Origin of the sequence: Nocardia sp. NPDC059195, assembly GCF_042754695.1 — a bacterium.
GTDB lineage: Bacteria > Actinomycetota > Actinomycetes > Mycobacteriales > Mycobacteriaceae > Nocardia.
In genome coordinates this window covers 122,896-145,446 of the sequence record NZ_JBHZBG010000001.1, presented here as the reverse complement: position 1 = coordinate 145,446, position 22,551 = coordinate 122,896, and the positions used below count along the sequence as shown (strand labels likewise).

At 66.3% G+C, this 22,551-nt stretch carries 19 protein-coding genes; 10 read left to right on the top strand and 9 right to left on the bottom strand.

Annotation, left to right across the window (positions count from 1 at the left end; translation table 11 throughout):
• Positions 1 to 3: 3 nt before the first annotated feature.
• Both car and ACFXKN_RS00595 read right to left on the bottom strand, forming a co-directional pair.
• A complete protein-coding gene (gene car, locus ACFXKN_RS00600) occupies positions 4 to 3,462 on the bottom strand; it encodes a carboxylic acid reductase (RefSeq protein ID WP_378948516.1) in 3,459 nt (1,152 codons plus the stop codon).
• Positions 3,459 to 4,958 (bottom strand): carboxylesterase/lipase family protein, encoded by a 1,500-nt coding sequence (locus ACFXKN_RS00595; RefSeq protein ID WP_378948513.1) that lies wholly within the window; start codon positions 4,956 to 4,958, stop codon positions 3,459 to 3,461. The genes car and ACFXKN_RS00595 overlap by 4 nt, the downstream gene beginning before the upstream one ends.
• Positions 4,959 to 5,053: 95 nt before the next feature.
• On the opposite strand from ACFXKN_RS00595, the gene ACFXKN_RS00590 reads away from it, so the two are divergent.
• From ACFXKN_RS00590 to cydB, 3 genes are all read left to right on the top strand, one after another.
• The gene (locus ACFXKN_RS00590) at positions 5,054 to 5,797 is read left to right on the top strand and encodes a uracil-DNA glycosylase (RefSeq protein WP_378948510.1); all 744 of its coding nucleotides are present in this window, start codon (positions 5,054 to 5,056) and stop codon (positions 5,795 to 5,797) included.
• A gap of 95 nt (positions 5,798 to 5,892) precedes the next feature.
• Positions 5,893 to 7,380, top strand: coding sequence for a cytochrome ubiquinol oxidase subunit I (locus tag ACFXKN_RS00585; RefSeq protein ID WP_378949752.1), 1,488 nt, complete (start codon positions 5,893 to 5,895; stop codon positions 7,378 to 7,380).
• 9 nt (positions 7,381 to 7,389) lie between these two features.
• Positions 7,390 to 8,412: a cytochrome d ubiquinol oxidase subunit II gene (cydB, locus tag ACFXKN_RS00580; protein WP_378948507.1), complete on the top strand. Its 1,023-nt coding sequence runs from the start codon at positions 7,390 to 7,392 to the stop codon at positions 8,410 to 8,412.
• Positions 8,413 to 8,447: 35 nt separating this feature from the next.
• Here the strand turns inward: cydB and ACFXKN_RS00575 are convergent, their stop codons facing one another.
• The 6 genes from ACFXKN_RS00575 to ACFXKN_RS00550 all read right to left on the bottom strand — a co-directional run bounded on the left by ACFXKN_RS00575 (position 8,448) and on the right by ACFXKN_RS00550 (position 13,799).
• Positions 8,448 to 9,419 carry a glycine betaine ABC transporter substrate-binding protein gene (locus ACFXKN_RS00575; RefSeq protein ID WP_378948505.1) on the bottom strand — a complete coding sequence of 324 codons (972 nt, stop codon included), beginning with the start codon at positions 9,417 to 9,419 and terminating at the stop codon, positions 8,448 to 8,450.
• Complete coding sequence (locus tag ACFXKN_RS00570; protein WP_379432093.1) at positions 9,416 to 10,153, bottom strand: ABC transporter permease; 738 nt, start codon at positions 10,151 to 10,153, stop codon at positions 9,416 to 9,418. The genes ACFXKN_RS00575 and ACFXKN_RS00570 overlap by 4 nt, the downstream gene beginning before the upstream one ends.
• The gene (locus ACFXKN_RS00565) at positions 10,150 to 11,430 is read right to left on the bottom strand and encodes an ATP-binding cassette domain-containing protein (RefSeq protein ID WP_379432092.1); all 1,281 of its coding nucleotides are present in this window, start codon (positions 11,428 to 11,430) and stop codon (positions 10,150 to 10,152) included. The genes ACFXKN_RS00570 and ACFXKN_RS00565 overlap by 4 nt, the downstream gene beginning before the upstream one ends.
• Positions 11,430 to 12,071, bottom strand: a complete 642-nt coding sequence (locus ACFXKN_RS00560; RefSeq protein WP_378948500.1) for an ABC transporter permease — start codon at positions 12,069 to 12,071, stop codon at positions 11,430 to 11,432. The genes ACFXKN_RS00565 and ACFXKN_RS00560 overlap by 1 nt, the downstream gene beginning before the upstream one ends.
• A gap of 272 nt (positions 12,072 to 12,343) precedes the next feature.
• Complete coding sequence (locus tag ACFXKN_RS00555; protein WP_378948498.1) at positions 12,344 to 12,889, bottom strand: hypothetical protein; 546 nt, start codon at positions 12,887 to 12,889, stop codon at positions 12,344 to 12,346.
• A gap of 151 nt (positions 12,890 to 13,040) precedes the next feature.
• Positions 13,041 to 13,799 carry a spermidine synthase gene (locus ACFXKN_RS00550; RefSeq protein WP_378948495.1) on the bottom strand — a complete coding sequence of 253 codons (759 nt, stop codon included), beginning with the start codon at positions 13,797 to 13,799 and terminating at the stop codon, positions 13,041 to 13,043.
• Positions 13,800 to 13,973: 174 nt separating this feature from the next.
• Here ACFXKN_RS00550 and ACFXKN_RS00545 point away from each other — a divergent pair, with 174 nt between their 5' ends.
• Entirely contained in the window at positions 13,974 to 14,498 is a 525-nt protein-coding gene (locus ACFXKN_RS00545) for a TerD family protein (protein WP_378948493.1), read from the top strand.
• A 21-nt stretch (positions 14,499 to 14,519) separates the two neighbouring features.
• On the opposite strand, the gene ACFXKN_RS00540 is transcribed toward ACFXKN_RS00545, so the two are convergent.
• Complete coding sequence (locus tag ACFXKN_RS00540; protein ID WP_378948491.1) at positions 14,520 to 16,025, bottom strand: hypothetical protein; 1,506 nt, start codon at positions 16,023 to 16,025, stop codon at positions 14,520 to 14,522.
• A 242-nt stretch (positions 16,026 to 16,267) separates the two neighbouring features.
• Between ACFXKN_RS00540 and ACFXKN_RS00535 the strand changes: the two genes are divergently transcribed.
• From ACFXKN_RS00535 to ACFXKN_RS00510, 6 genes are all read left to right on the top strand, one after another.
• The gene (locus ACFXKN_RS00535; RefSeq protein WP_379432091.1) at positions 16,268 to 16,537 is read left to right on the top strand and encodes a hypothetical protein; all 270 of its coding nucleotides are present in this window, start codon (positions 16,268 to 16,270) and stop codon (positions 16,535 to 16,537) included.
• Positions 16,538 to 16,552: 15 nt separating this feature from the next.
• Positions 16,553 to 18,385, top strand: a complete 1,833-nt coding sequence (glmS, locus tag ACFXKN_RS00530) for a glutamine--fructose-6-phosphate transaminase (isomerizing) (protein WP_378948486.1) — start codon at positions 16,553 to 16,555, stop codon at positions 18,383 to 18,385.
• Positions 18,386 to 18,425: 40 nt separating this feature from the next.
• Positions 18,426 to 20,894, top strand: a complete 2,469-nt coding sequence (gene pepN / locus ACFXKN_RS00525; RefSeq protein WP_379432090.1) for an aminopeptidase N — start codon at positions 18,426 to 18,428, stop codon at positions 20,892 to 20,894.
• 109 nt (positions 20,895 to 21,003) lie between these two features.
• A complete protein-coding gene (locus ACFXKN_RS00520; RefSeq protein WP_378948481.1) occupies positions 21,004 to 21,204 on the top strand; it encodes a hypothetical protein in 201 nt (66 codons plus the stop codon).
• Between the two features lie 51 nt (positions 21,205 to 21,255).
• Positions 21,256 to 22,053 (top strand): SigB/SigF/SigG family RNA polymerase sigma factor, encoded by a 798-nt coding sequence (locus ACFXKN_RS00515; RefSeq protein WP_379432089.1) that lies wholly within the window; start codon positions 21,256 to 21,258, stop codon positions 22,051 to 22,053.
• A gap of 297 nt (positions 22,054 to 22,350) precedes the next feature.
• A complete protein-coding gene (locus ACFXKN_RS00510; protein ID WP_378948475.1) occupies positions 22,351 to 22,530 on the top strand; it encodes a hypothetical protein in 180 nt (59 codons plus the stop codon).
• The last annotated feature ends 21 nt before the right edge of the window (positions 22,531 to 22,551 follow it).

Sequence of the window (22,551 nt, the reverse complement as noted above, 5' to 3'; positions counted from 1 at the left end):
GAGCTACTCCAGGAGGCCGAGATGGGTCAGGTCGCGGACATATTTGGCGATGAGATCTGTCGGCAGGTGCGGGATGTCGTTGTCGGGGCCGATCTGTGCGGCGCGGACGGCGGCGCGGAATCCGTCAGCGGGCAGGGCAGAGCCGGGCAGTGGACGACCCGGCTTACGGTAGGCGTCGAGTAGCGGGAGCAGGGTGTGTTTGCGCTGGGGTTCGGGGAGGGCGCGCAGCGCGGTTTCGAAGCGGGCGAACCATGCGTCGTAGTTGTCGATGCGATCGATGTGGTGGCCTGCTTCGATCAACCAGTCGACGAAGACATCGAGCGAGATGCCGTCGTCGTGCGGGTTGAGGACGTCGTAGGTGCGGTAACCGCTCGTCGCGGCGGCGCCGAGTTCGGTGATCGCCGTGGCGACGAAGTCGGCAGGCAGTCCGTCGTAGTGGGCGCGCTGTCGTCCCCCGTGAGAATCGGTGCGGTAGAACGACTTCGGCGCGACCCCGGTGACGAGCACACTCAGCACGAGCCGGGTGAAGACATCGGGCACATTGAGCTGACCGCGGAAGTGACTGTGCGCCAGGATCATGTCCGAGCGGAATACCGCGACGGGCAGTCCGAACCGCTCGGCCGCCTCACGTAACAGCACTTCGCCCGCCCATTTGCTGTTGCCGTAGCCGTTGGCATAGGAGCCATCCAGCCGACGGACCGGACTCATGGTTCGCACATCACCGTCTTCGGTGAAGGACTCCCCCTGTGCCGCGACGGCCACCGTCGACAGATAGCTCACCGGCTTGCGCGTGGTGGTCAGCGCCAGCCGGATGATCTCGGCCGTGCCGACCACATTCGGGCCGAACAATTGCGTATACGGAAGCACATGGTTCACCAGTGCCGCGGAGTGCACGATCAGCTCCACCTCGGCGGCCAACCGGTCCCATGTCGGCTGTGGCAGACCGAGGTTCGGTTCACCGATATCACCGGGCAGTACTTCCAGGGTGTCCTTCGCGAGAGCCTGGAAGTGGGTGGCGAGCACGCTGTCGCCGGTGTCGAACGCCGCGTCGAGGCGCTCGCGGGCGGCGACCGCGTTACCGCCCCGGACCACACAGATCACCTTGCCGCCCTGCGGGGCGAGCCGTTCCAGCCAGGTCAGGAGTAGGAAACGTCCGAGATAACCGTTCGCGCCGGTGATCAATACCGTCTTCGCCGGCGCGGTGGCAGGCACGGCCGCCGTGGCTGTGACATCCAAGAACTTCTCGAGTGTCAGATCCGCGGCGCGAATCTCGGTAGCGCCAAGGCCGTGCACCGCATCGGAATCAGTTCTGTGCGTGCCGGGTTCGCGTTCACGGCGTACGTAGTCGGCGATGTGGGCCAAGTCGCTGTCCGGTCCGAGCAGCACATTCACCGGCACGTCCACCGCGAGCAGTTCCCGCAGCAGGGTCGAATACGACAGTGCCGCCAGCGAATCACCGCCGAGATCACCGAACCGTGCGTCCGGACGCAGATCCGCCAGATCCCCACCGAGCACCGCGCGAGCGGCACGGGCGACGGTGTCGTACACCGGCAGTCCGGGCGCATCGCGACGCAACCGCTGCAGTTCGTCTTCCTGACCCCGCGCGAGGTCGGCGTAGAGCTGCTCGAGACGCTCCCCGTAGCGTTGTTTCAGCTTGGGCCGCAACAGTTTCCCTACTCCGGACAGCATCCCGTCGGCCACCGAGAACGGTTCGGCCTCGACAATGAAGTCACGCGGAATCTCGTACGGCTCGAGCTCGGCCGCGACGGCGGCGCGGTGCAGTGACGAAGTCATCGCGGCGCGCAACTGCGCGGCAGGCCCCGCGAGCGCAGCCTCGGTAGGCACCACGACCGCCAGCAGATAGGACCGTTCGCTGCTGCCGTACACGTAGATCTGGCGCACCAGATCCGCGCCGGCGAATACCGCTTCCAGCCGCGACACCGTCACGAACTCGCCCTGGGAGAGTTTGAGGACATTGTTGCGGCGGTCGACATAGGCCAACCGGTCGGGCGCCAGCTCGGCCACCACGTCACCGGTGCGGCAGAACCCGTCGGCATCGAAGACCTCGGCCGTCACCTCGGGGCGACGGTAGTACCCCGCGATCATGGTGGTGGTCTTGAGCAGCAACTCACCGCGCGGATAGGGCTTGTCGGTGCCGAAGTAGCCGAGCTCGGGCACGTCGACGAGTTTGTAATCCAGCACCGGCGGGCGCATCACCTTCGTATCGAAGATCACCCCGCCGCCGGTCTCGGTGGAGCCGTAACCGTCGTGCAGGCACAGCTGCAGCACCGATTCGACGAAGGCACGCAACTCGGGTGCGATCGGCGCGCTGCCGCACATCGCCGACATCAGCCTGCCACCGAGGAACTGTTCGCGCAGTTCGGTTTTCACCGCGTCGCTCGCGGCGTCGCCGCGCTCGGCGACCGCACGGCGGAAGCGCTGCAGGATCATGTCGCACACTCTCGGCACCAGGAAGACCTCGGTGGGCCGCACCAGCGTGATGTCGGTGAACAAGGTAGACAGGTCCGGCGACGCCGTGAAATACGCCGTGCCGCCACGGGCGAGCACGCTGTTGAGAGTGAGCCGCGCGGCGATATGGCTCATCGGCAGGAAATTGACATTGATCGCGGTCACCGGCCGTGCGGGCTGCCAGCCCACCGCGACCAGGCGCTGGGTGTACATCGCGCCTTTCGGTGTGCCGGTGCTGCCCGAGGTGTAGATCAGCAGGGCGAGGGGATCCTCGCCGTCGGCGGGCACGTGCAGTGGCGCCGAGTCGGCGAGTCGGCCCTGTTCGATGGTGTCGTCGAGAGTGCTGAGCACGAGTGCCGATCCCCCGGCCCGCAGACGGGCGCGGGCCGCGTCGAGGGCATCCCGGTGATCGTCGTCGTCGGCGTGATGGTCGAACACGATCAGCGAACGTGGCGTGGCGCCGGCCAGCACCGCGTCGACGGCGATGTCGAGGTGCGCGGTATCGACCGCGAACACCGTCGGCTCGGTCTCGTCGAGAATCGATCGCAACTGTTCGAGACCCGCGCCCGCCTGCAACGGCACCGCGACCCCGCCGAGGTGGATCGTCGCGAGATCGAGCACGGTGTAGTCGGCGCTGGTGAACCCGAGCACCGCGACGAAATCCCCCGCGACGACGGCCTCACGATGCCAGGCCGCGGCGAGCGCGCGAGTGCGCTCCCACACCTGCCCGTAGGTCAGTAACTCGAACTCCGGCAACAGCTTCCGTGTCGACCGACCGCCCGTCTCGACCAGCTCGGTGCGCCGGGTGCCGAGCGCCGGACGGTCGGCATAGGCGGTCATGACGGTTTCGATGATGCGTGCCGTCGGAAGTCCGGGAGTCGTCACGACGGCGTGAACGTCCTCGGCGGGCCGCGCGGCACGGACCTGCTCGTCTTCGGTGTAGAGCGCCTTGATCCGGTCAGCCAGCAAGCCCGCTGCGAGCTCTACCGTCATGCTTCACACTTCCGGATACCTTGCCACGCTTCACGTTGCGCGGACTCGGGGTCGACCAGTACGCGCGGTGGATTGTCGATGATGCAAGTGGTCCGGCGTTCGGCGGTGTAGGGCGTCCACGGCGGCAGCGGTCGGCCGGTGCGGGCGAAGCTGAGCCAGTTGTCCTGGATGTAGTCCTGGACCGCGAGGAACGCCCGCCTGCCGCCGGCTGCTGTCATCGCGCGGCCGACCGGTCCGTCGACCCACCCGAAGACGGGGACGAGGTCGAGTGCGTGGGTGGCACCGAAGCCGGCCAGGTGCAGTGCGCGCGGGGCGTAGTCGTACCGGTACGCGTAGGTGGGGGCGTATCGGCTGTGGCCTTCGAGGACGGCCAGTGTCGGGCGCAGGAACAGGTGGTCGCCGCCGATGCGCACTGCGGTCCGCGCGGCCGGGTAGCCGGGGTAGCGGCTGGTCACCCGCTGTTCGGTGCCCGGTTCGTAGCGTTCGAAGATGGTCCTGAGCTGTTCGGGGGTGTGCGGCACCGACTTGGCGAAGCGCTGGAACAGCGTCGCCTCGTCGCGGTTGGTGCCGATGATCAGCGGCACCGGATGCGCGCGGCCCGCCGCCATCGCGTCCAAGGGTGTTTCCGGCAGGAAGTCGCCGTCGGCGACAGGGGCGTAGGGAAAGCTGCCGGGCTCCTCGTGCAGCGACCGGCCGAGCCCACGGTCGCCCGCCCGGCACAGCTCCTTCGCGGACACGGTGCTCAGAACGGTCGCGGCGTCGGCCGGGGTGGCGCCGAGCCGGTCAAGGCAGCGGCGGGCGAAGCGGCGCGCCTGCTCCGGTGTCGAGGTCCAGTCAGCGGGGGCGCTCTGCGCGATCGCCCGATGGAACAGGCCGCGCGCGGCGGGGGTGGCCAGCAGGCTGACCACCGCGTGCGCACCGGCCGATTCACCGAAGATCGTGACGTTGTCCGGGTCACCGCCGAACGCGGCGATATTGCGGCGCACCCATTCGAGCGCCGCGACCTGATCGCGAAGGCCGAGGTTCGACTCGAAAGGTCTTTCCGGGGTGGAGAATTCACTGAAGTCGACGTACCCGAGCGCGCCGAGGCGGTAGTTCACCGACACCACAATCACGTCACCCCGCGCGGCCAACCGCGCGCCGGAATACATACTCGATGTGCCGATGAGGTAGCCACCACCGTGGAAGAACACCATCACCGGGCGCGGTGTCGCCGAGGGCGTCACCGGTGCGGTGACATTGAGCGTCAGACAGTCTTCCCCGGTGGGTTGCCAGGTTCGTGGGCCGACGCGGGCACCGTTCGGGTTCTGCACGGCGGCGAAGCCGAACTCGGTCGCCGACCGCACCCCCGTCCACGGTCGAACGGGCTGGGGAGCACGCAACCGCAGCGCTCCGATGGGTGGGGCCGCGTAGGGCAGGGCACGCCAACGGGCGATTCGACGACCCGCGCGACCGCGCACGACTCCGTCGGCGCTCACGATCTCGGTGGACAACATCCCTCGAATGTACGTGGTACCGACGGTACCGCGCAGCTGGTTCGATTGGCGAACTGTCTCGAAGTCGCATCCATGCCGCAGACTAGACTGTGGCGATGACCGGCGAGGATCCGGAAACAGCCCCGCAGGCGGCGCAGGACTCCCCCGATATCGCCGCAGTGGATCGCTTGGTATGTACCTGCCGCGCCTGCCCCCGACTCGTCGCCTGGCGCGAAGACGTCGCCGTCGTCAAACGGGCCGCGTTCCGCGACGAAGCGTATTGGGGTCGGCCGGTACCCGGCTTCGGGCCCGCCGACGCCCGAATTCTCGTGGTCGGCCTCGCCCCCGCCGCCCATGGCGGCAACCGGACCGGCCGGATGTTCACCGGCGACCCGAGCGGCAACGTGTTGTTCGGCGCATTGCACGCGGTCGGGCTGGCGACCGGCGCGCATCCGGTCAGCCGTGACGACGGCATCGAACTGGTTGGCACCCGGCTCACCGCACCCGTGCACTGCGCCCCGCCGCAGAACAAGCCGACACCCGAGGAGCGGCGACGCTGCTCGCCTTTCCTCAGCCGGGAATTGGAACTACTCAGCCCGACGCTTCGGGTGATCGTCGTCCTCGGCGCCTTCGGCTGGCAGGCGCTGTTCGCCGTCCTGCTGGCAGGCGGCTGGCAGGTGCCACGCCCACGTCCCCGATTCACCCACGGCGCCCAAGTCGTGATCACCCATCCCGACGGCCGATCGGTCACCGTGCTCGGGAGTTACCACGTGAGCCAGCGCAATACCGCCACCGGCCGGGTGAACCCCGCGATGATCGAAGACATCCTGCTGCGCGCGAAGACGATCGCCGAGTCCTGACCGGAATTCGCGACTTCGTCACCTAAAATCCAGACGAATTCTTTCGGCAAAAGTTCACTGCGATGGCAGGAGATCCGAAGATGAGTTCGCTGGCAATGAGCACACTGGATGTCTCGAGATGGCAATTCGGCATCACCACGGTCTACCACTTCATCTTCGTGCCGCTCACCATCGGCCTGGCACCGCTCATCGCGATCATGCAGACGGCGTGGGTGATCACTGGAAAAGAACACTGGTATCGGCTCACCAAGTTCTTCGGAAAACTGTTCCTGATCAACTTCGCCATCGGTGTGGCCACCGGCATCGTGCAAGAGTTCCAGTTCGGGATGAACTGGAGTGAGTACTCCCGATTCGTCGGCGACATCTTCGGCGCCCCACTGGCTTTGGAAGCGTTGATCGCCTTCTTCCTGGAGTCCACCTTCATCGGTCTGTGGATTTTCGGCTGGACTCGATTGCCCAAACTCGTTCACCTCGCGACGATCTGGATCGTCGCGATCGGTGTCAACCTGTCCGCCTATTTCATTATCGCGGCCAACTCGTTCATGCAGCACCCGGTCGGTGCGAAATTCAACCCCGAGACCAACCGCGCGGAGCTGGACAGCATCTGGACGCTGCTCACCAACAACACCACGGTGGCGGCGTTTCCCCACGTGGTCGCCGGCGCATTCCTGACCGCGGGCACCTTCGTCGCGGGCATCGCGGGCTGGTTCATGGTGCGCAACGCGCGCAGCGGCGACGCGGCGAAACTCGACGAGGCCAAGGTGATGTGGCGGCCGGTGGCCCGGCTCGGCCTCTGGGTCGTCGCCGCGTCGATCGTCGTGGTCGCGATCACCGGCGATATCCAGGGCAAGCTGATGTTCGAGCAGCAGCCGATGAAGATGGCGTCGGCGGAATCACTGTGCCACACCGAGACCGACCCGGAATTCTCGATTCTGACTGTCGGCACGCACAACAATTGCGACAGCGTCGAACACGTGCTCGAGGTCCCCTACGTGCTGCCGTTCCTGGCCGAAGGCCAGTTCAGCGGGGTGACCCTGCAGGGCGTGGAGGATCTGCAACGGTCCTATGTGGAGGACTACGGGCCGGGCAACTATCGACCCAACCTCTTCGTCACCTACTGGAGCTTTCGCGCCATGATCGGCCTGCTGGCCGGCTCGGTGCTGTTGCTGCTGGCCGGTTTCTGGCTGACCCGCGGCGGTCGCGTGCCCGACAAACGCTGGTTCTCCTGGCTGAGCCTGATCGCCATCCCGACTCCGTTCCTGGCCAACAGCGCGGGCTGGGTCTTCACCGAAATGGGTCGCCAGCCGTGGGTGGTGGTTCCGAACCCCACCGGCGACAAGACCATTCGGATGACGGTGGCCCAGGGCGTCTCGGAGCACGCGACCGCCACCGTCGTGTTCTCCCTGGTGGTCTTCACGCTGCTCTACGGCGCGCTGGCCGTGGTCTGGTTCTATCTGATGCACCGCTACACCGTGGCCGGCCCCGAATCGACGGCTTCCGATGACAAGTCCGGTCCCGATGACGACGGTGGCGGCGGCAGACACCGTGCCGAACCCGTCGAGCCGCTGTCCTTCGCGTACTAGGAGACGACGATGAGCCTGCAGCAATTCTGGTTCGTGCTGGTCGGCGTGCTGTTCACCGGCTACTTCATTCTCGAGGGATTCGACTTCGGTGTCGGCATGCTGATGCCGATCCTCGGCAAGGGTTCCGATGTACGCAGACGCGTGGTGCTCAACACCATCGGCCCGGTCTGGGACGGCAACGAGGTCTGGCTGATCACCGCGGGTGGTGCGATGTTCGCGGCGTTCCCCGAGTGGTACGCGAGCCTGTTCTCCGGGTTCTATCTGGCACTGCTGCTGTTGCTGGTGGCGTTGATCCTGCGGATCTGTGCGATCGAATGGCGGTCCAAGATCAACTCGCCGAAGTGGCGGGCCTGGTGTGACATCGGGATCGGCATCGGCTCCTGGATTCCGGCGCTGGCGTGGGGCTGGGTGTTCGCCAACCTGGTGCGCGGCGTGCCGTTGAACGAGAAGCGGCAGATCGTCGGCTCGGCGTGGGAACTTCTCAGCCCCTACGCACTGCTCGGCGCGGCGACCACGGCCATCCTGTTCGCACTACACGGCGCGATCTTCCTGGCGCTCAAGACCGGTGGTGAAGTCCGCGACGATGCCCGCACATGCGTCCGGATCCTGTTCGTTCCCACGGTGGTGATCGTCGGCGGTTTCGGTCTGTGGACCCAGCTCGCCTACGGCTCCGGCTGGACCTGGGTCGCCCTCGGTGCCGCGGTACTCGGCTTGGTCGTCGCCGGTGGCGCCACCGCCGCGGGCCGCGACGGCTGGGCCTTCATCGGCACCACGCTCACGATCGCCTCGGCCACCATCCTGCTGGTCGGCTCCCTGTACCCGAACGTGATGCCCTCCACCATCAGCCCCGCCTTCGACCTGAACATCCACAACGCCTCGTCCAGCCACTACACCCTCCAGGTGATGAGCTGGGCGGCCGTACTCGCCACCCCGGTGGTCCTGATCTACCAGGGCTGGACCTACTGGGTCTTCCGCAAACGGCTCACCGTCGACCACATTCCCGCACCGACCGGCCTGCCACTCGCGAAATAGACTGTCCGGCCCCAGTACTCGCCGCGGGTGACCTACTAGTCGATCAGATTCGCGCTTTTCAACCAGTCGTAGGCGACGTCGGCGGGATCTTCGCCGTCGATGTCGACGCGGCCGTTGAGTTCTCGCATCAGGTCGTCGGTCAGCCGTTCGGAGATCGTGTCGAGCAGGTCGCGCAGTGCGGGGTGGGCTTCGAGGACGGCGGCGCGGACGACCGCGGTGCCGCTGTAGGGGAGGAAGAATTTCTTGTCGTCGTCCAGGACGAGCAGTTTGAGGTTCTTGACGCGGCCGTCGGTGGTGTAGACCATGCCGAAATGGCACGGGCTGCCTTTGGCGGTCGCGGTGTAGACGACGCCTGCGTCCATGCGCGTGACGTTGCCCGCGGGGACACCGTTGGGATCGTTGTAGGGAATACCGTATTTCTGCAGCATCGGAATGAAACCATCTGAGCGGCTGAAGAATTCGTCGTCGACGCAGAAGGTTCGTTCGGCGACCGGGAGTGCGGCCACGTCCGAGAGCGTCTTCACACCGAGTCGCTGCGCGGTCGGTGTCGACGCACCGAACGCGTAGGTGTCGTTGAAGTTGGCCGGGGCGAGCCATTCCAGGTCGTAATCACGTTTTTCGACATCGTGGACACGCTGCCAGAGCTCCTGCGGGTCCACGATCGTCTCGGTCTCGTTGTGGTAATTGACCCAGCCGGTGCCGGTGTATTCCCACAACACGTCGGCGTCGCCGTTGAGCTGGGCCTGCCGCGACGAGGCCGACCCCGGCGCGCCGGTCAGGTCGGTGATCGAAGCACCCGCCGCGGCCAGGTAGGTCGCGGTGATCTTGCCGAGCAGCACACCCTCGGTGAAGCTCTTCGAGGTGACGGTCAGCTCCGCGCCGTCGAGAGGACGCTCACCACCGGGCAGCGTCGCGTCGTGGAAGGTGCCCGACGAACTCACCAGCCCACACCCGGCGAGCAACGAGATCGTCGCGACCAGCACGGAAATCAACGGGACTCGCCTCATGAGACACCTCGTGGGGTCGCGGCCAGTTCGACGAGTCGGCCGAGCCAATCGATGATCAACGCCAGCAGCCCGACGAGCACGGCGCCGGAGATGAGCAGCTTGGGCAGGAACAGGGTGACACCGGTCGTGATCAGCGTGCCGAGGCTGGTCGCGCCGATGAAGGTACTCAGCGTCGCGGTGCCGACCAGGATGACCAGCGCGGTGCGTACGCCGTTGAGGATCACCGGCACCGCGAGCGGCAATTCGACCTGAACCAGGGTCCGGGCGGCCGAGAAGCCGATACCGCGGGCGGCCTCGATGGTGCGATGATCCACCTGCCGCAGCCCGACGATCGTGTTCTGCAGGATCGGCAGGATCGCGTAGACGACGAGACCTACGACCGCCGTGCGGAATCCGGTGCCGAGCCAGAAGGTGAACAGCACCAGCAAACCCACGGCGGGCGCGGCCTGACCGATATTGGCGACGTTCACGGCGATCGGCTCGAACCGCTGCAACGCGGGCCTGGTCAACGCGATTCCGAGGGGAATCGCGACGACCACCACGATCAGCGTGGCGACCACTGTGAGCCGGATGTGCTCGAGGATCGTGGTCTGCAGATTGGCCCAGCCGAGCGAGGCCTGTTCGGTCGCGGTGAACGTCGACGACCGATACCAGAGCACGTACCCGATGCCGATCACCACGATGATGAGCGGTTCGAACCAGACGTCGATCGGGACCCGGCGCAGCCGGTTCATGCCGGTCCGGCCGATCCGGGTTCGTCGTCGGCGGCGACGACCGGAGTGGGCGTGGGATCGGAACCGTCGATATAGGTTTCGTAGGACGGGTCCTCGACGGCGGCATGGCCCTCGGCGAGCTTGGTCTGGATCACATCGGTCACCGAGCCGATGTTCAGCGAGCCGACGACAGCGCCGCGACCGTCGGTGACCAGGGTGGCGCCCTGACTCGCCGCGAGCATGGCGTCGAGCGCGTCGTTGAGCGTCGAGGACTTGGCCACCACGGGCAGACGGCGATCCAGATAGTCCGAGACCTCCGGCTTGCTCGCCACTTCCGTCAGCGAGGGCCACGACCGCGGCCGCCCGGCCTCGTCGACGACCACCACCCAGGTGTGCCCCGCGGCCTTCGCCCGCCCGATCACGACCTGCGACGATTCCCCGATCCGGGCGGTCGTCACCGGGTCGACCGCCACGTCGCGCACCCGCGACACCGTGAGATAGGCCAGTTTCGCGCCGGATCCGACGAATTCCTCCACGAACGGCGTCGCCGGATCGGTGAGGATCTCCTCCGGTGTCGCGTACTGCTCGACGTGTCCGCCCTCGGACAGAATGAGCACGTTGTCGCCGAGTTTGGTGGCTTCCTCGAAGTCGTGGGTGACGATCACGATGGTCTTGCCGAGTTCGTGCTGGATCGCGATCAGACTGTCCTGCAGGCGAACCCGGGTGATGGGATCGACCGCGCCGAACGGTTCGTCCATCAGCAGCACCGGCGGGTCGGCCGCGAGCGCGCGGGCGACGCCGACGCGCTGCTGCTGGCCACCGGACATGTCCTTGGGCAGCCGATCGGCGAACGTCGCCGGGTCGAGACCGACCAGGTCGAGCAGATATTCGGTGCGCTCGGCGATCCGCTTGTTGTCCCAGCCGAGCACCCGCGGGATCGCGCCGATGTTCTTGGCGACCGACCAGTGCGGGAACAGGCCACCGGACTGGATGACATAGCCGATCGACTGGCGCAGCTTGTCGGGATCCTCCCGGGTCACGTCGCGGCCACCGATGAAGATCCGCCCCTCGGTCGGCTCGATCAGCCGGTTGATCATCTTGAGCGTGGTCGTCTTTCCGCACCCCGACGGTCCGACGAACGCGACGATGTTCCCTGCGTCGATCTCGAGGTCGAGGCGCTCGACGGCGGGGGTGTCCTGGCCCTTGTATCGCTTGACGACCCCGTCCAAGGTGATGGAATCACCGGTCACATTGCGTTGCGGCGTCATCGGCGCCGCCTGGCTGGTCACATCGGTCATCACAGTCCCTTGGCAATCGTGAGGCGTCCGAGCAGGACGAGGAGCGCGTCGAAGACCAACGCGATGGCAACGATGAGAATGGTTCCGGTGAGTGCCATTTCGAGGGCATTGGCGCCGCCGAGGCGGGACAGGCCATTGAAGATCAGCGAGCCGAGGCCGGGTCCGAGGACGTAGGCCACGATCGCGGCGACACCGACGATCATCTGGGTCGAGACCCTTATCCCGGTGAGAATCACCGGCCAGGCGATCGGCAGTTCGACGGTCAGCAGGATCCGCCACCGCGAGAGCCCGATGCCGCGCGCGGATTCGACGACCGTGGCGGGCACCGATCGCAGGCCGACGATCGCGTTACCGATCACCGGCAGGGCCGCGAAGAACGCCAGCATGATGAACGACGGCACGACACCGAGGCCGAATGGGACGAGCAGCAACGCCAGCAGCGCCAGCGAGGGAATCGTCAGCGCCACCCGGCTCGAGGTGACCGTCAGCGCCGACGCCAGCGGTAACCGGTACACCGCCACGGCGATCAGGATCGCGACCACGGTTCCGACCAGCACCGTCTGAAACGCCAGCGATGCGTGCTGATAGGTGAGGAAGGTCAAGACCTCGCCCCGCCCCCGGACATAGCTCCACAAATTCACGGCATTCCGATCGTCGGACTGGGCCAGCGGGTACCTGTTCGCGCGTGATCAACGGTCGAATGTGCCGTCGAAGAATAGTCGATACCGGGTGTTCGTCCGGGGACGCGCGTTATGTCGTGGCGGTCGATGATGGCCTGGGACAGCTGCGTCATCGACGGACATACGGAGGCCTTTCGCTCGAACCCGGACGATCTGGTCACACGAAACCACCAGGAACTGGCCGCCACCAGCATTGAATTCAGGCTGAGCGGAAGAAAAGGCGAGATGCGAAATTACGGTATGCGCAATTCCGCCGCGTTGTGTCCGGGCGAGGACCAATTACCGAATCGCTTTTCGGCGGCTTCAGCCGACGGTGCGCTGATCACCCGGGCGACCGCTTCCCATGACGCTCCCGACGCCCGCACGAACCGGACGGCTTCGACGAGCCGCTGCTGCGCCGACGCCGTGTCCTCGAATGCCAGCCGCACCGGGATCAGCGCCTGCATCTCGAGCTGGTGGTAGTCCCATTCCCCGAGCACCAATCGGGCGAGGTCCGTGTCGAGTCGGCCGGTCGAGCAATGCAGTACCCGCGCGGAGGGGGCGTGGTCGGCGAATCGGTCGGCGCGTAGCCAGGTTCGCCCGCGCCAGCCTGCGCAAGAACACAGTGCGCGCCACCCGATCACCTCCTCCGGTCGGCGCGCGTGCTGATCTTCGAAGGACAGCGGCAGGGCATCGATCGCGACCGTCGCGCGCGGGTCGGGAGCGTCGCTGCGTCCGTGCAACCCATCCGCGAAGATATCGGCAACCCATCCGCGATGGTTTTCGAGCAAGCTGTTCATCTGACTCCGATGTCGAATACGAAAAGCTCGATCCCGAACCGGCCGGTCATGAGGCGATCGCCAGCGGTTCGGTGTGTGGGACGACTACTCCCACATACCTACGATCGACCGCGCCGACGCCGACGGCAATCACTTCGCCGCATTCTTGTTCCTAGTCACATATTGCCTGGTCGTGACCTGTGCCCCGGGAGCGGCCGGACCGCGTCGCGAGATAGATCGTCGCGCTGGATTGCCCGCGGGTGAGCGGGTTGTCGAACACGATCCGCTGTGCCTCGACATCGACGAACGCGGATTCGAGAGCTGCGCAGAACTCGTCATCCGGCGCGTCGTCGGACCACATGGCGAAGGTGCCGCCGGCGACCAGGAAATCCGCGACCGCGCGCATGCCCTCGCCGGTGTAGAGCGCGGCATTCGGGCCGTGCAGGACATGGCGTGGCGAGTGATCGATATCGAGCAGCAGCGCGTCGTACCTCCGGCCGGGGCATGCCGGATCGAATCCCACCGGCCCCGCCGCCGCGGCGAAGAAGTCCGCGCAGACGAGCTCGACTCTGCGATCGGCGGCCAACCCGGCGGTGTCGGGGAGCAGATCACGTCGATGCCAGTCGATGACCGCGTCGGAATACTCGACAACGGTGAGCCCACGAATTCGTGGGTCCATCAACGCTTCTCGCGCGGTGTACCCCAACCCGAGCCCGCCGACGAGCACATCCAGCCGGTCGCCCGGTGTCCGTGCCAGCCCCAGCCGCGACAGCTCACGTTCGGCGACGGTGAACAAGCTCGACATCAGAAACTCGTCGCCGAGCTTGACCTCGTAGACATCGGATCGAACCGTCGGATCGAACCGCCGACGCAAACTGATCTCTCCGATCGGGGTCTGCCGCCAGCCGAGTTCTTCGAAGCGTGCGCTCATCGCCGTCACGGTAGTCCTGCGATAACCAGAATCCGGGCGGCAACGGGCCCGGCGGCGCCCTCAGATTTGTGGTGGGCGTGGTCTTTACGGCATGTTTACGGGTAGGCGAGCGGGGAAGCCTGGTCGGCGACCCTGCTGGAGCTCCGTCGAGTGGGGTTCGATCAGGAGTACCGCATGACGCACCCCATCACCCACCTCAGCATGGGCCTCGGTTGGGACCCCGCCCACGCCAACGGAACCCACCCCCGCCGCAAGGACATCGATCTCAACGCCGCGGCGCTCTCGTTCGCGGGTGCCGATTTCGTCGATGTCGCCTTCCACGATCAACTGACCTCGCGCGACGGCGCGCTGCGCCACCTCGGCGACAGCGTCACCGGCGATGGAGACGGCGACAACGAAGTCATCGTGGCCGACCTGACCGGTCTCGATCCCGCCGTCACCACGATCGTGTTCCTCGTAACCTGCTACACCGGCCAACGATTCGACCAGATCGCCAACGGCTTCTGCCGCGTCGTCGACAACGTCACCGGCATCGAATTGGTCCGCATCGATCTCGACAGTGTGGGCGCCCACACCGGTATCGTCGTCGGCACACTGCACCGCCCCCACCAGGATTGGGCCTTCACGGTTGTCGGCCAACCGATCAATGCCCAGCATGTTGTCGACGCGGTCCCCCAACTCACGGGCTACCTCCACTGAGGTCCGACGATCTGTCTGTCGTTACTCCGACAGGCGGTCGCGTGCTCGTAGTCGGGTCTCGAGCGCGTCGAGTACGTGCGTCACGTCCGCGTCGAACTCCTCGGCCAGCATTTCGAGTAGTGCCGCGCCGATCAGCAAGAGGGTGGTGAAGACCACGGGTGCGATGGGCTCGGTTGCCTCGAGTAGGGGTCGGGTCCGGGGCGCTCCGCCGCGATGCCACGCCTCGAGCAGGGCCATGGCACCCTGGAGGTAGACCGGTGGTTCCGGTCGGGCGCTCAGCGCGGGGATCGCGCGGTCGGCCGCGCGGCGCAGGATATCGGAGGTATCCGTGGCACCCGGGGCCATGGACTCCACCGCGCAACAGGCCAAACGCAGGGCGCCGTCCAGATGTCGCGGGGTGTAGCGGGCAGATTCCGGGATCTGATCCCAGGGCAGGCGCAGCACGTGCAGCAGGTCGGCGGTGATCGCGCTCGCTGTCGGTGCCTGCACCGCCGCCGGAGACGAACCCGACGTGTGATCGACACCGAGCATGATTTCCAGCCCGATCGCCGATGCCATGAGATCGCTTCGGCTGCCGCGGGATTCGCGTTGCAGCCGGCGATCCTCGACCAGCAGCCAGCCGACCGTCTGCGCGTCGGCGGTTCGCAGCAGTTTCGCGTCGGCCTGCCAGCCGTTCGCGGTATCGCACCGCGACAGCGCGCAGACGAGATCGGCCATGACGTGATTGCCGGTGACCAGCGTCGGCTGATGACGTGGACGGCGCGACACCACCGGCAGATCACCCAGCCGGGCCGACGAGGAGACGAACGACATCGCGGTGAGCGCCGCGGCCGCCATCCGCGCGGCCGACACGGCGTCGGCGGCATTGGTGCGCAGCAGCGCGCGATGGATCGAGTCCGCCAGCGGAGCGACGCCGAACTCCGCGTAGTGCAGCAGAAGCCAGGCCAGCGGCATCTCGCCGAGAACCGGCGCGAGCCGTTCGTTCAGCTCGTACAGCAACGCGGCCGACTGCTCCGGCCGACGAGATCGCGGCGCCTCCCCGGTGAGGTCACGCCATTCCAGCAATGCCAGATAGTTCGGCAGCAACAAGCTATCCACCAGCTCACTCACCTGAGCGATGACGAATTCGAAATCCAGCTCGGTCATCGTGCCCGGCCCGACAGAATTCAGGACGGGATTACCGTCGAACGGGTCGAAACCTGATTCACCCAGGGCGAGATCGAACAACAACTCCGCGTGCCCGAGCCTGCCGACGACCCGGCCGACAAAGGGCACCACCCCGCCGTCTTCCACGGCGGTCGCCGCACCGAGGAGGCAATTCACCATGGCCCCTTCAGCTTTCGCGTGCGCGCAGAATCTCCGCAGCCGCTGATGCACGGTATCTTCGGCATCGAACCCCGTCCGCACAATCTCTTCGGCAATCGTCACTATTGCCGCGTCGACGACATATTCGGGTCTACCGCCCGCGTCGTCGGAGGCCGACGCGGGGCCCGCGAAATAAAGCCGATCACTGAATGCGTCGCCCATTCGTCGCCTCACCACAACCTCCACTCGGATGCGCAGTATGCCGTTCCCTTGACAGCCTTCCAGCAAATTGTTCGCAAGTCGCGGCTCACACCTCACAAGGCGATAACGGCATGCGCTCCGCGCGCATCGACCGGGTCGCCGACGCGCACAGCGCACCCCATCGAGACCCTGCCGAGACACTATTTGCCCGAATTCGGGCAGGGATGTTGGCGAACCGGGTGGAGCGAGGCAAGATCGTGCGAGTGAATGACGGGGTACCCACCGAGCTGGTCCGCTACGTAGTGGCGTCCACCGGCCTACCCGAACGCGTGGCCGCCCGGGTTGTCGCCGACATCATCGGCTACTTCGACGAGACGGCCGAGCAGTTCGTCCGGCGCAGGCACGCCGAGATGCAGTCGCGGGAGATGCGCAACGCCGAGATCTGGCGACAGCTCGAAGCCGAACTCGCCGAGCGTCCGGTCGCGGCCCCGACATTCACCGAACGGCAACTACGTCGCATCGTCTACGGGTAAGGGGTTCATCACGCCATGTGTGGAATCGTCGGATATATCGGTCACCGGCAGGCTGTTCCCGTGCTGCTGGAGGGTCTGCATCGGCTCGAGTACCGCGGCTACGACTCGGCCGGCCTGGCGCTGCCCCATCGCGGGAAGTCGCGCGTGTGCAAGACCCGGGGCCGGGTGCAGGATCTGCGCGACAAGGCCGACACCACTCCCCTGCGCGGAACCGTCGGCATCGCGCATACCCGCTGGGCCACCCACGGCGAGCCCAGCGATGCCAACGCGCACCCGCACACCGATGTCAGCGGGCGAATCGCCGTAGTGCACAACGGAATCGTCGAGAACGCCGAACAGCTGCGGGCCGAGCTCACCGCACTAGGCATCGAGCTGGTCTCCGATACCGACACCGAGGTGATCGCCCACCTCGTCGCCCGGGAGCTGGACGAATCCGAATCCCTCGAGGACGCCGTTCGGGTCGCGCTGCACCGGGTCCGCGGCACCTACGGACTGCTGGTGCTCGACGCGCGCCGTCCGACCGAACTGGTGGTGGCCCGCAACGGCAGCCCCATCGTGCTCGGCGTCGGCGACGGCGAGATGTTCGTTGCCTCCGACGTCGCCGCCCTGGTGCACCACACCCAGCGCGTGGTTTTCCTCGACGACGGCGAGCTCGCGACGATCCGCGACGGCGAATTCCGCACCAGCACACTGGGCGTCGAGTCCGAGCAGACCGACAAGACCCCGACCACCATCGATATGGTGGCCGAGGACTACGCGCTCGGCGGATTCCCCGACTTCATGCGCAAGGAAATCGCCGAACAGGGCGAGGCGGTACGCCGAGCGCTGCGTGGCCGCCTCGACGACCGCTTCGCCACCGCCCACCTCGGCGGGTTGAACATGGACGCCCGCGAACTGCGCAGCATCAGCAAGGTCGTTTTCCTCGGTTGCGGCTCGGCCTACTACGCCGGCCAGCTGGGCGCCCAGCTGATCGAGGAACTGGCCCGAATCCCGGCCACCGCGGAGCCCGCGTCGGAGTTCCGCTACCGCAATCCGGTCGTCGACCCCGACGCGCTGTATGTCGCGATCAGCCAGTCCGGCGAAACCCTCGATACCCTCGCCGCGGTGCAGGAGCTGCAGCGCAAGGGCGGCCGGGTCATCGGTGCCGTCAATGCGGTGGGCAGCGCGATCGCGCGCCAGTGCGGTGCGGGGGTGTTCCTGCACGCGGGCCCGGAGATCTCCGTCGCCTCGACCAAGGCATTGACCAACATGACCGTGTCGTTCACGATGCTCGCCCTGCTGCTCGGCCGGGTACGCGACCTCTCGGCGGCCGACGGGCACCGGATCGTCGACGGGCTACGCGCGCTGCCCGACGCCATCGACCAGGTCCTCACCGATGAAGACGCCATCGCCGAGATCGCGCACCGATACGCCAAGGCCCGCAGCATGTTCTTCATCGGCCGGGTGCGGGCGTGGCCGGTCGCCCGCGAAGGCGCGCAGAAGCTCAAGGAGGTCTCCTACGTGCATGCCGAGGCCTACCAGGCCTCCGAACTCAAACATGGTCCGCTCGCCCTGATCGACCAGGAGATGCCGAGCGTGGTGATAGTCCCCGACGACGAACTGCTGGCCAAGAACCTCAGCACCATCGAACAGATCAAGGCGCGCGGTGGACCGGTCATCGCCGTCACGAACGCCGACCTGCCGCCGAACACGGCCGACGAAGTGATCCGGGTCCCCAGGGTCGCACCGGAATTGGATCCCATGCTGCTGACGATCCCGCTGCAGCTGCTGGCCTATCACAGCGCCATCGCCCTCGGCCGCGATGTCGACAAGCCACGCAACCTCGCCAAGAGCGTCACCGTGGAATAAGAACTCCCGTAGCCGACGGTGCGGCTGGCAGGATCTAGGTGTGCATACCGCGAACCTGACCCGTTCCGAGACCGCCGCGCGATCAGCGGCGGTCACCGTCGGCGACTATCGTGTCGAACTCGATCTGTCCGCGGCCCCGGACCAGACCCGGGCCGGTTTCGTCACGACGACGACCGTCGTGTTCGACGCCACCGTCGAGCAGACCTGGCTCGACTTCATCGGCCTTTCGGTGGAATCGGTGACGGTGAACGGTGCGGACGTGGCCGTCGAGTACGACGGGGCCCGGCTCACTGTCGGCGGCTTGACCGCGACGAATGTCGTCGTCGTCCGTGGCACCGGTGCGTACAGCCGGTCGGGCGAGGGGCTGCACCGGTTCCTCGATCCGGTCGACGGCGAAACCTACCTCTACACCCAGTACGAGCCCGCGGACGCGCGGCGCGTTTTCGCGTGCTTCGAACAGCCGGATATGAAGGCGCCGTTCACGTTCGCGGTGACGGCCCCGGCCGGTTGGCAGGTGATGTCGAATCGGCCTTTCGCGGCGATCCAGAACAACGGGGTGATCCAGAACGTCGAATTCTCCGCCACGCTGCCGATCTCGACGTATATCACCGCGGTGGCGGCAGGCCCGTATCATCGCGTCGAATCCTCCTGGACGCGAGGCGAACTCACGATTCCACTCGGAATCTACTGCCGAGCCTCGCTGGCCCGCTACCTGGACGCGGACACGATCTTCGAGGTGACGTCGCAGGGTCTGGACTTCTTCGCCGAACACTTCGACTACCCGTACCCCTGGGGCAAGTACGACCAGGTGTTCGTGCCCGAATACAACCTGGGCGCGATGGAGAATCCCGGGCTGGTCACGTTCACCGAGGCCTATGTGTTCCGTGGTGCCGCCACCGCCGCGCAGTACGAGGGCCGGGCGAACACGATCCTGCACGAGATGGCGCACATGTGGTTCGGCGATCTGGTCACGATGGTGTGGTGGGACGACCTGTGGCTCAAGGAATCGTTCGCCGACTATATGGGTGCGCTGGCGAGCTCCGAGGCCACCGAATGGGCCGACGCCTGGGTGGCATTCGCGAACCGACGCAAGGCCTGGGCGTACTTGCAGGATCAGCTGCCCACCACGCATCCGATCGTCGCCGACATCACCGACCTCGAGGCCGCCAAACTCAATTTCGACGGCATCACCTACGCCAAGGGCGCCAGCGTGCTCAAACAATTGGTCGCCTATGTCGGCCGGGAGGAATTCTTCTCGGGTGTGCGCCGTTATTTCCGGACGCACGCCTTCGGCAATACCACCCTCGACGATCTGCTGACAGAATTGTCGGCCGATTCCGGCCGCGACTTGGCCGGCTGGGCGCGAGCCTGGTTGCAGACATCCGGGGTGTCCACGCTGACCATCGAAGACGGCGAAATCGTGCAAACCGATCCGCGCCCACACCGGCTCGCTGTCGGGCTCTACGACTTCGATCCCGCAGGCGATTTGGTGATCCGCGAACGCGTGGAACTCGACATCATCGACGAACACACCCAGGTCGCTCTCGCACCGGCTGCGCTGCGTCTGCTCAACGACGGCGATCTCACCTACGCGAAGGTTCGCCTCGACACGGATTCGCTTGCCACCGTGGAGCGTTCGCTGGATCGGGTGACCGACCCGCTGGCGCGCGGACTGATCTGGTCGGCGCTGTGGAATGCCACCCGCGACGGGGAACTCGACGCCGAACGCTACCTGTCCATGGCCCGCGATTTCGCACCCGCCGAAACGAACATGGCGCTGCTCACCGCCGTGCTGGCGAACGCCTCGTTCACCATCGGCCATTATCTGCCCGATCCGGCGCGGGATCGGTGGCGCGGTGAGTGGCTTGAATCATGCTGGGCCACACTGCATTCGTCAGCACCGGGTTCCGGTGCGCAGCTGGCTTGGGCGCGTGCGACGGCGACCGCCGCCACAGTCGAGGGTCGCCGTGCCACCGACATCGCGGCGATCCTCCTCGACCGGGCACCGGAAGGGCTGGCCCTTGATCCCGATCTGCGCTGGGCGCTGTGGACGGCGCTGGCTGCCACCGGCGCGGCCGCGGTCGCCGAACTGGACGCCGAACTGGCACGAGACGACACCGCGTCGGGGCGAACCGCTCACCGGTGCGCACTCGCGGCCCGCCCGGAAGCGGAAGTCAAAGCCTCGGCATGGGATTCAGCGCTCGGTGACACCACCCTGACCAACGACCACCTCGACGCCACCATCGACGGATTCCGCGCCGGCCGGCACCGCGACCTGATCGCGCGCTATGACAGCGAGTACTTCGCGGCGCTGCGCGCGGTGTGGGATCAGCGCAGCATCGAGATCGCCCGCCGCATCGTGGTCGGGCTCTTTCCCGCCGCCGATTCGCTCGACGGGGTGGACCGGTGGCTCGCGACGAACGCGGACGCACCACACGCGTTGCGCCGCTTGATCATCGAACAGCGTGACCACCTCGCCCGGGACTTGCGCGTGCGTGGGGTGAATTGATATTTCCCATTATCCGGCGGTTTAAACATCCAATTCGAAAACGTCTCTCTGTCAACCCCTGTCAACCAATAACGGTTTAATAACCACCGCGTTGGTGAACCCTTGATCTATGACCACCTCACGTAATCGGACAACGAGTACGCCGAGCATGGATCTGACCAGCACCACCATCATGTTGGCCACCTGCGTGTTCTTCCTCTTCGGCCTGACAGCGCTCACCGGATCGCTGCCCGCCGCGATCTTCGGCGCCGTCAGCCTGGGCGCGGGAATGATCATGACCTTCAGAATGCTCGGCCTGCACCGACTTTAGGTTCACCTGTCGTCGAACCGGAGAGCATTCGAAGGCCAGGAGCTGATCCACATGCCCGAAACCACCGACCACCGGACCTATGAACACGCCGAACCCATGTTCGCGCACTTGACGCTGACCGATCCCCGCAGCCCCGAACACGCCGCCTTGCGGGACCGGATCATCGAGATCTGCCTACCACTCGCCGACCACATCGCTCGCAAATACGCCGGCCGCGGCGAGGCCTTCGACGACCTGCTCCAGACCGCGCGACTCGGCATGGTCATGGCGGTCGACCGCTACGACGTAACCACCGGTTCACCGTTTCTCGGGTTCGCGGTGCCCACCATCATGGGTGAGGTGCGCCGCCATTTCCGCGACCACATCTGGCCATTGCACGTGCCGCGCCGCGAGAAGGAACTCCAGGGCAAAGTGCGGGTGGCGACCGAAGAATTGAGCCGTCGACTCCAGCGCTCCCCCACCGCCGACGAACTCGCCGCCGAGCTCGATGTGCCGGTCACCGACGTCGCCCGAACCCTGGTGGCGGCCAACGCATTCCAGACGCGAAGCCTCGACACCCCCGCCCGCGACAACGACGGCGACCCCGGCATGACCGTCGCCGAGTCCTTCGGCGCCGAAGACCCGAGCTACCGGCTCACCGAAGACACGATCACCGTCGCGCCGCTGCTGGCGCAACTGCCACCGGAAGAGCGGCAATTGCTGATCTGGCGGTTCTACGACACGCTCTCGCAGGGTGAGATCGCCGAACGCCTCGGTGTCTCCCAGATGAGCGTCTCCCGCAAGCTCACCCGGTTGTTGGGCGATCTGCGGGCCAAGGCCGCCGACGACCAATCGGTGCCCGCCGCCTGAACTCCGGCCCGCCGCAGCCGTGACGGGGCGGCAAGGGTGCATGCTTCCACGGACACCGCGCATTGACTCTGCGTCTACTGGGCTGCACAGTTGATGAAGCAGAATCTCGCGCGTGTCGTGGCGGCGCCCACCAGGTCGGCGCTGTTCACATGGTGTATCAGTGTGGTGCTCGCCGGCGGGAAGGGTGCGATGACGATGCGCAGTCGACGGAATCGACGTGACCGAGAAATTCGCGAAGTACGGGAAATCCGGGCCAGCCCGGCCCACCAGACCGCGAAATTCCTACTATCGGTGCTGATGCTGGTCTGGTTCGGGTCCGGGCTGGCGGCCGCGATGCAACGAGACTATTTCACGAACACCCCGGTCAACTGCGGCGATCTGGGCACGATCGGCCTCACCGTGCTCGCGGGTCCGCTCAACTACCTGGGGATGAACCCGAGGGTCGCCGAATGTCAGTTGCCGGAGCCGAGCCCGTGAGCTGACGCGAGATCGGATGCC

Coding starts and splice junctions, on each gene's coding strand:
- car (WP_378948516.1), bottom strand. CDS start 3,462: ATGACGGTAGAGCTCGCAGCGGGCTTGCTGGCTGACCGGATCAAGGCG.
- ACFXKN_RS00595 (WP_378948513.1), bottom strand. CDS start 4,958: ATGTTGTCCACCGAGATCGTGAGCGCCGACGGAGTCGTGCGCGGTCGC.
- ACFXKN_RS00590 (WP_378948510.1), top strand. CDS start 5,054: ATGACCGGCGAGGATCCGGAAACAGCCCCGCAGGCGGCGCAGGACTCC.
- ACFXKN_RS00585 (WP_378949752.1), top strand. CDS start 5,893: ATGAGCACACTGGATGTCTCGAGATGGCAATTCGGCATCACCACGGTC.
- cydB (WP_378948507.1), top strand. CDS start 7,390: ATGAGCCTGCAGCAATTCTGGTTCGTGCTGGTCGGCGTGCTGTTCACC.
- ACFXKN_RS00575 (WP_378948505.1), bottom strand. CDS start 9,419: ATGAGGCGAGTCCCGTTGATTTCCGTGCTGGTCGCGACGATCTCGTTG.
- ACFXKN_RS00570 (WP_379432093.1), bottom strand. CDS start 10,153: ATGAACCGGCTGCGCCGGGTCCCGATCGACGTCTGGTTCGAACCGCTC.
- ACFXKN_RS00565 (WP_379432092.1), bottom strand. CDS start 11,430: ATGACCGATGTGACCAGCCAGGCGGCGCCGATGACGCCGCAACGCAAT.
- ACFXKN_RS00555 (WP_378948498.1), bottom strand. CDS start 12,889: ATGAACAGCTTGCTCGAAAACCATCGCGGATGGGTTGCCGATATCTTC.
- ACFXKN_RS00550 (WP_378948495.1), bottom strand. CDS start 13,799: ATGAGCGCACGCTTCGAAGAACTCGGCTGGCGGCAGACCCCGATCGGA.
- ACFXKN_RS00545 (WP_378948493.1), top strand. CDS start 13,974: ATGACGCACCCCATCACCCACCTCAGCATGGGCCTCGGTTGGGACCCC.
- ACFXKN_RS00540 (WP_378948491.1), bottom strand. CDS start 16,025: ATGGGCGACGCATTCAGTGATCGGCTTTATTTCGCGGGCCCCGCGTCG.
- glmS (WP_378948486.1), top strand. CDS start 16,553: ATGTGTGGAATCGTCGGATATATCGGTCACCGGCAGGCTGTTCCCGTG.
- ACFXKN_RS00520 (WP_378948481.1), top strand. CDS start 21,004: ATGACCACCTCACGTAATCGGACAACGAGTACGCCGAGCATGGATCTG.
- ACFXKN_RS00515 (WP_379432089.1), top strand. CDS start 21,256: ATGCCCGAAACCACCGACCACCGGACCTATGAACACGCCGAACCCATG.
- ACFXKN_RS00510 (WP_378948475.1), top strand. CDS start 22,351: ATGCTGGTCTGGTTCGGGTCCGGGCTGGCGGCCGCGATGCAACGAGAC.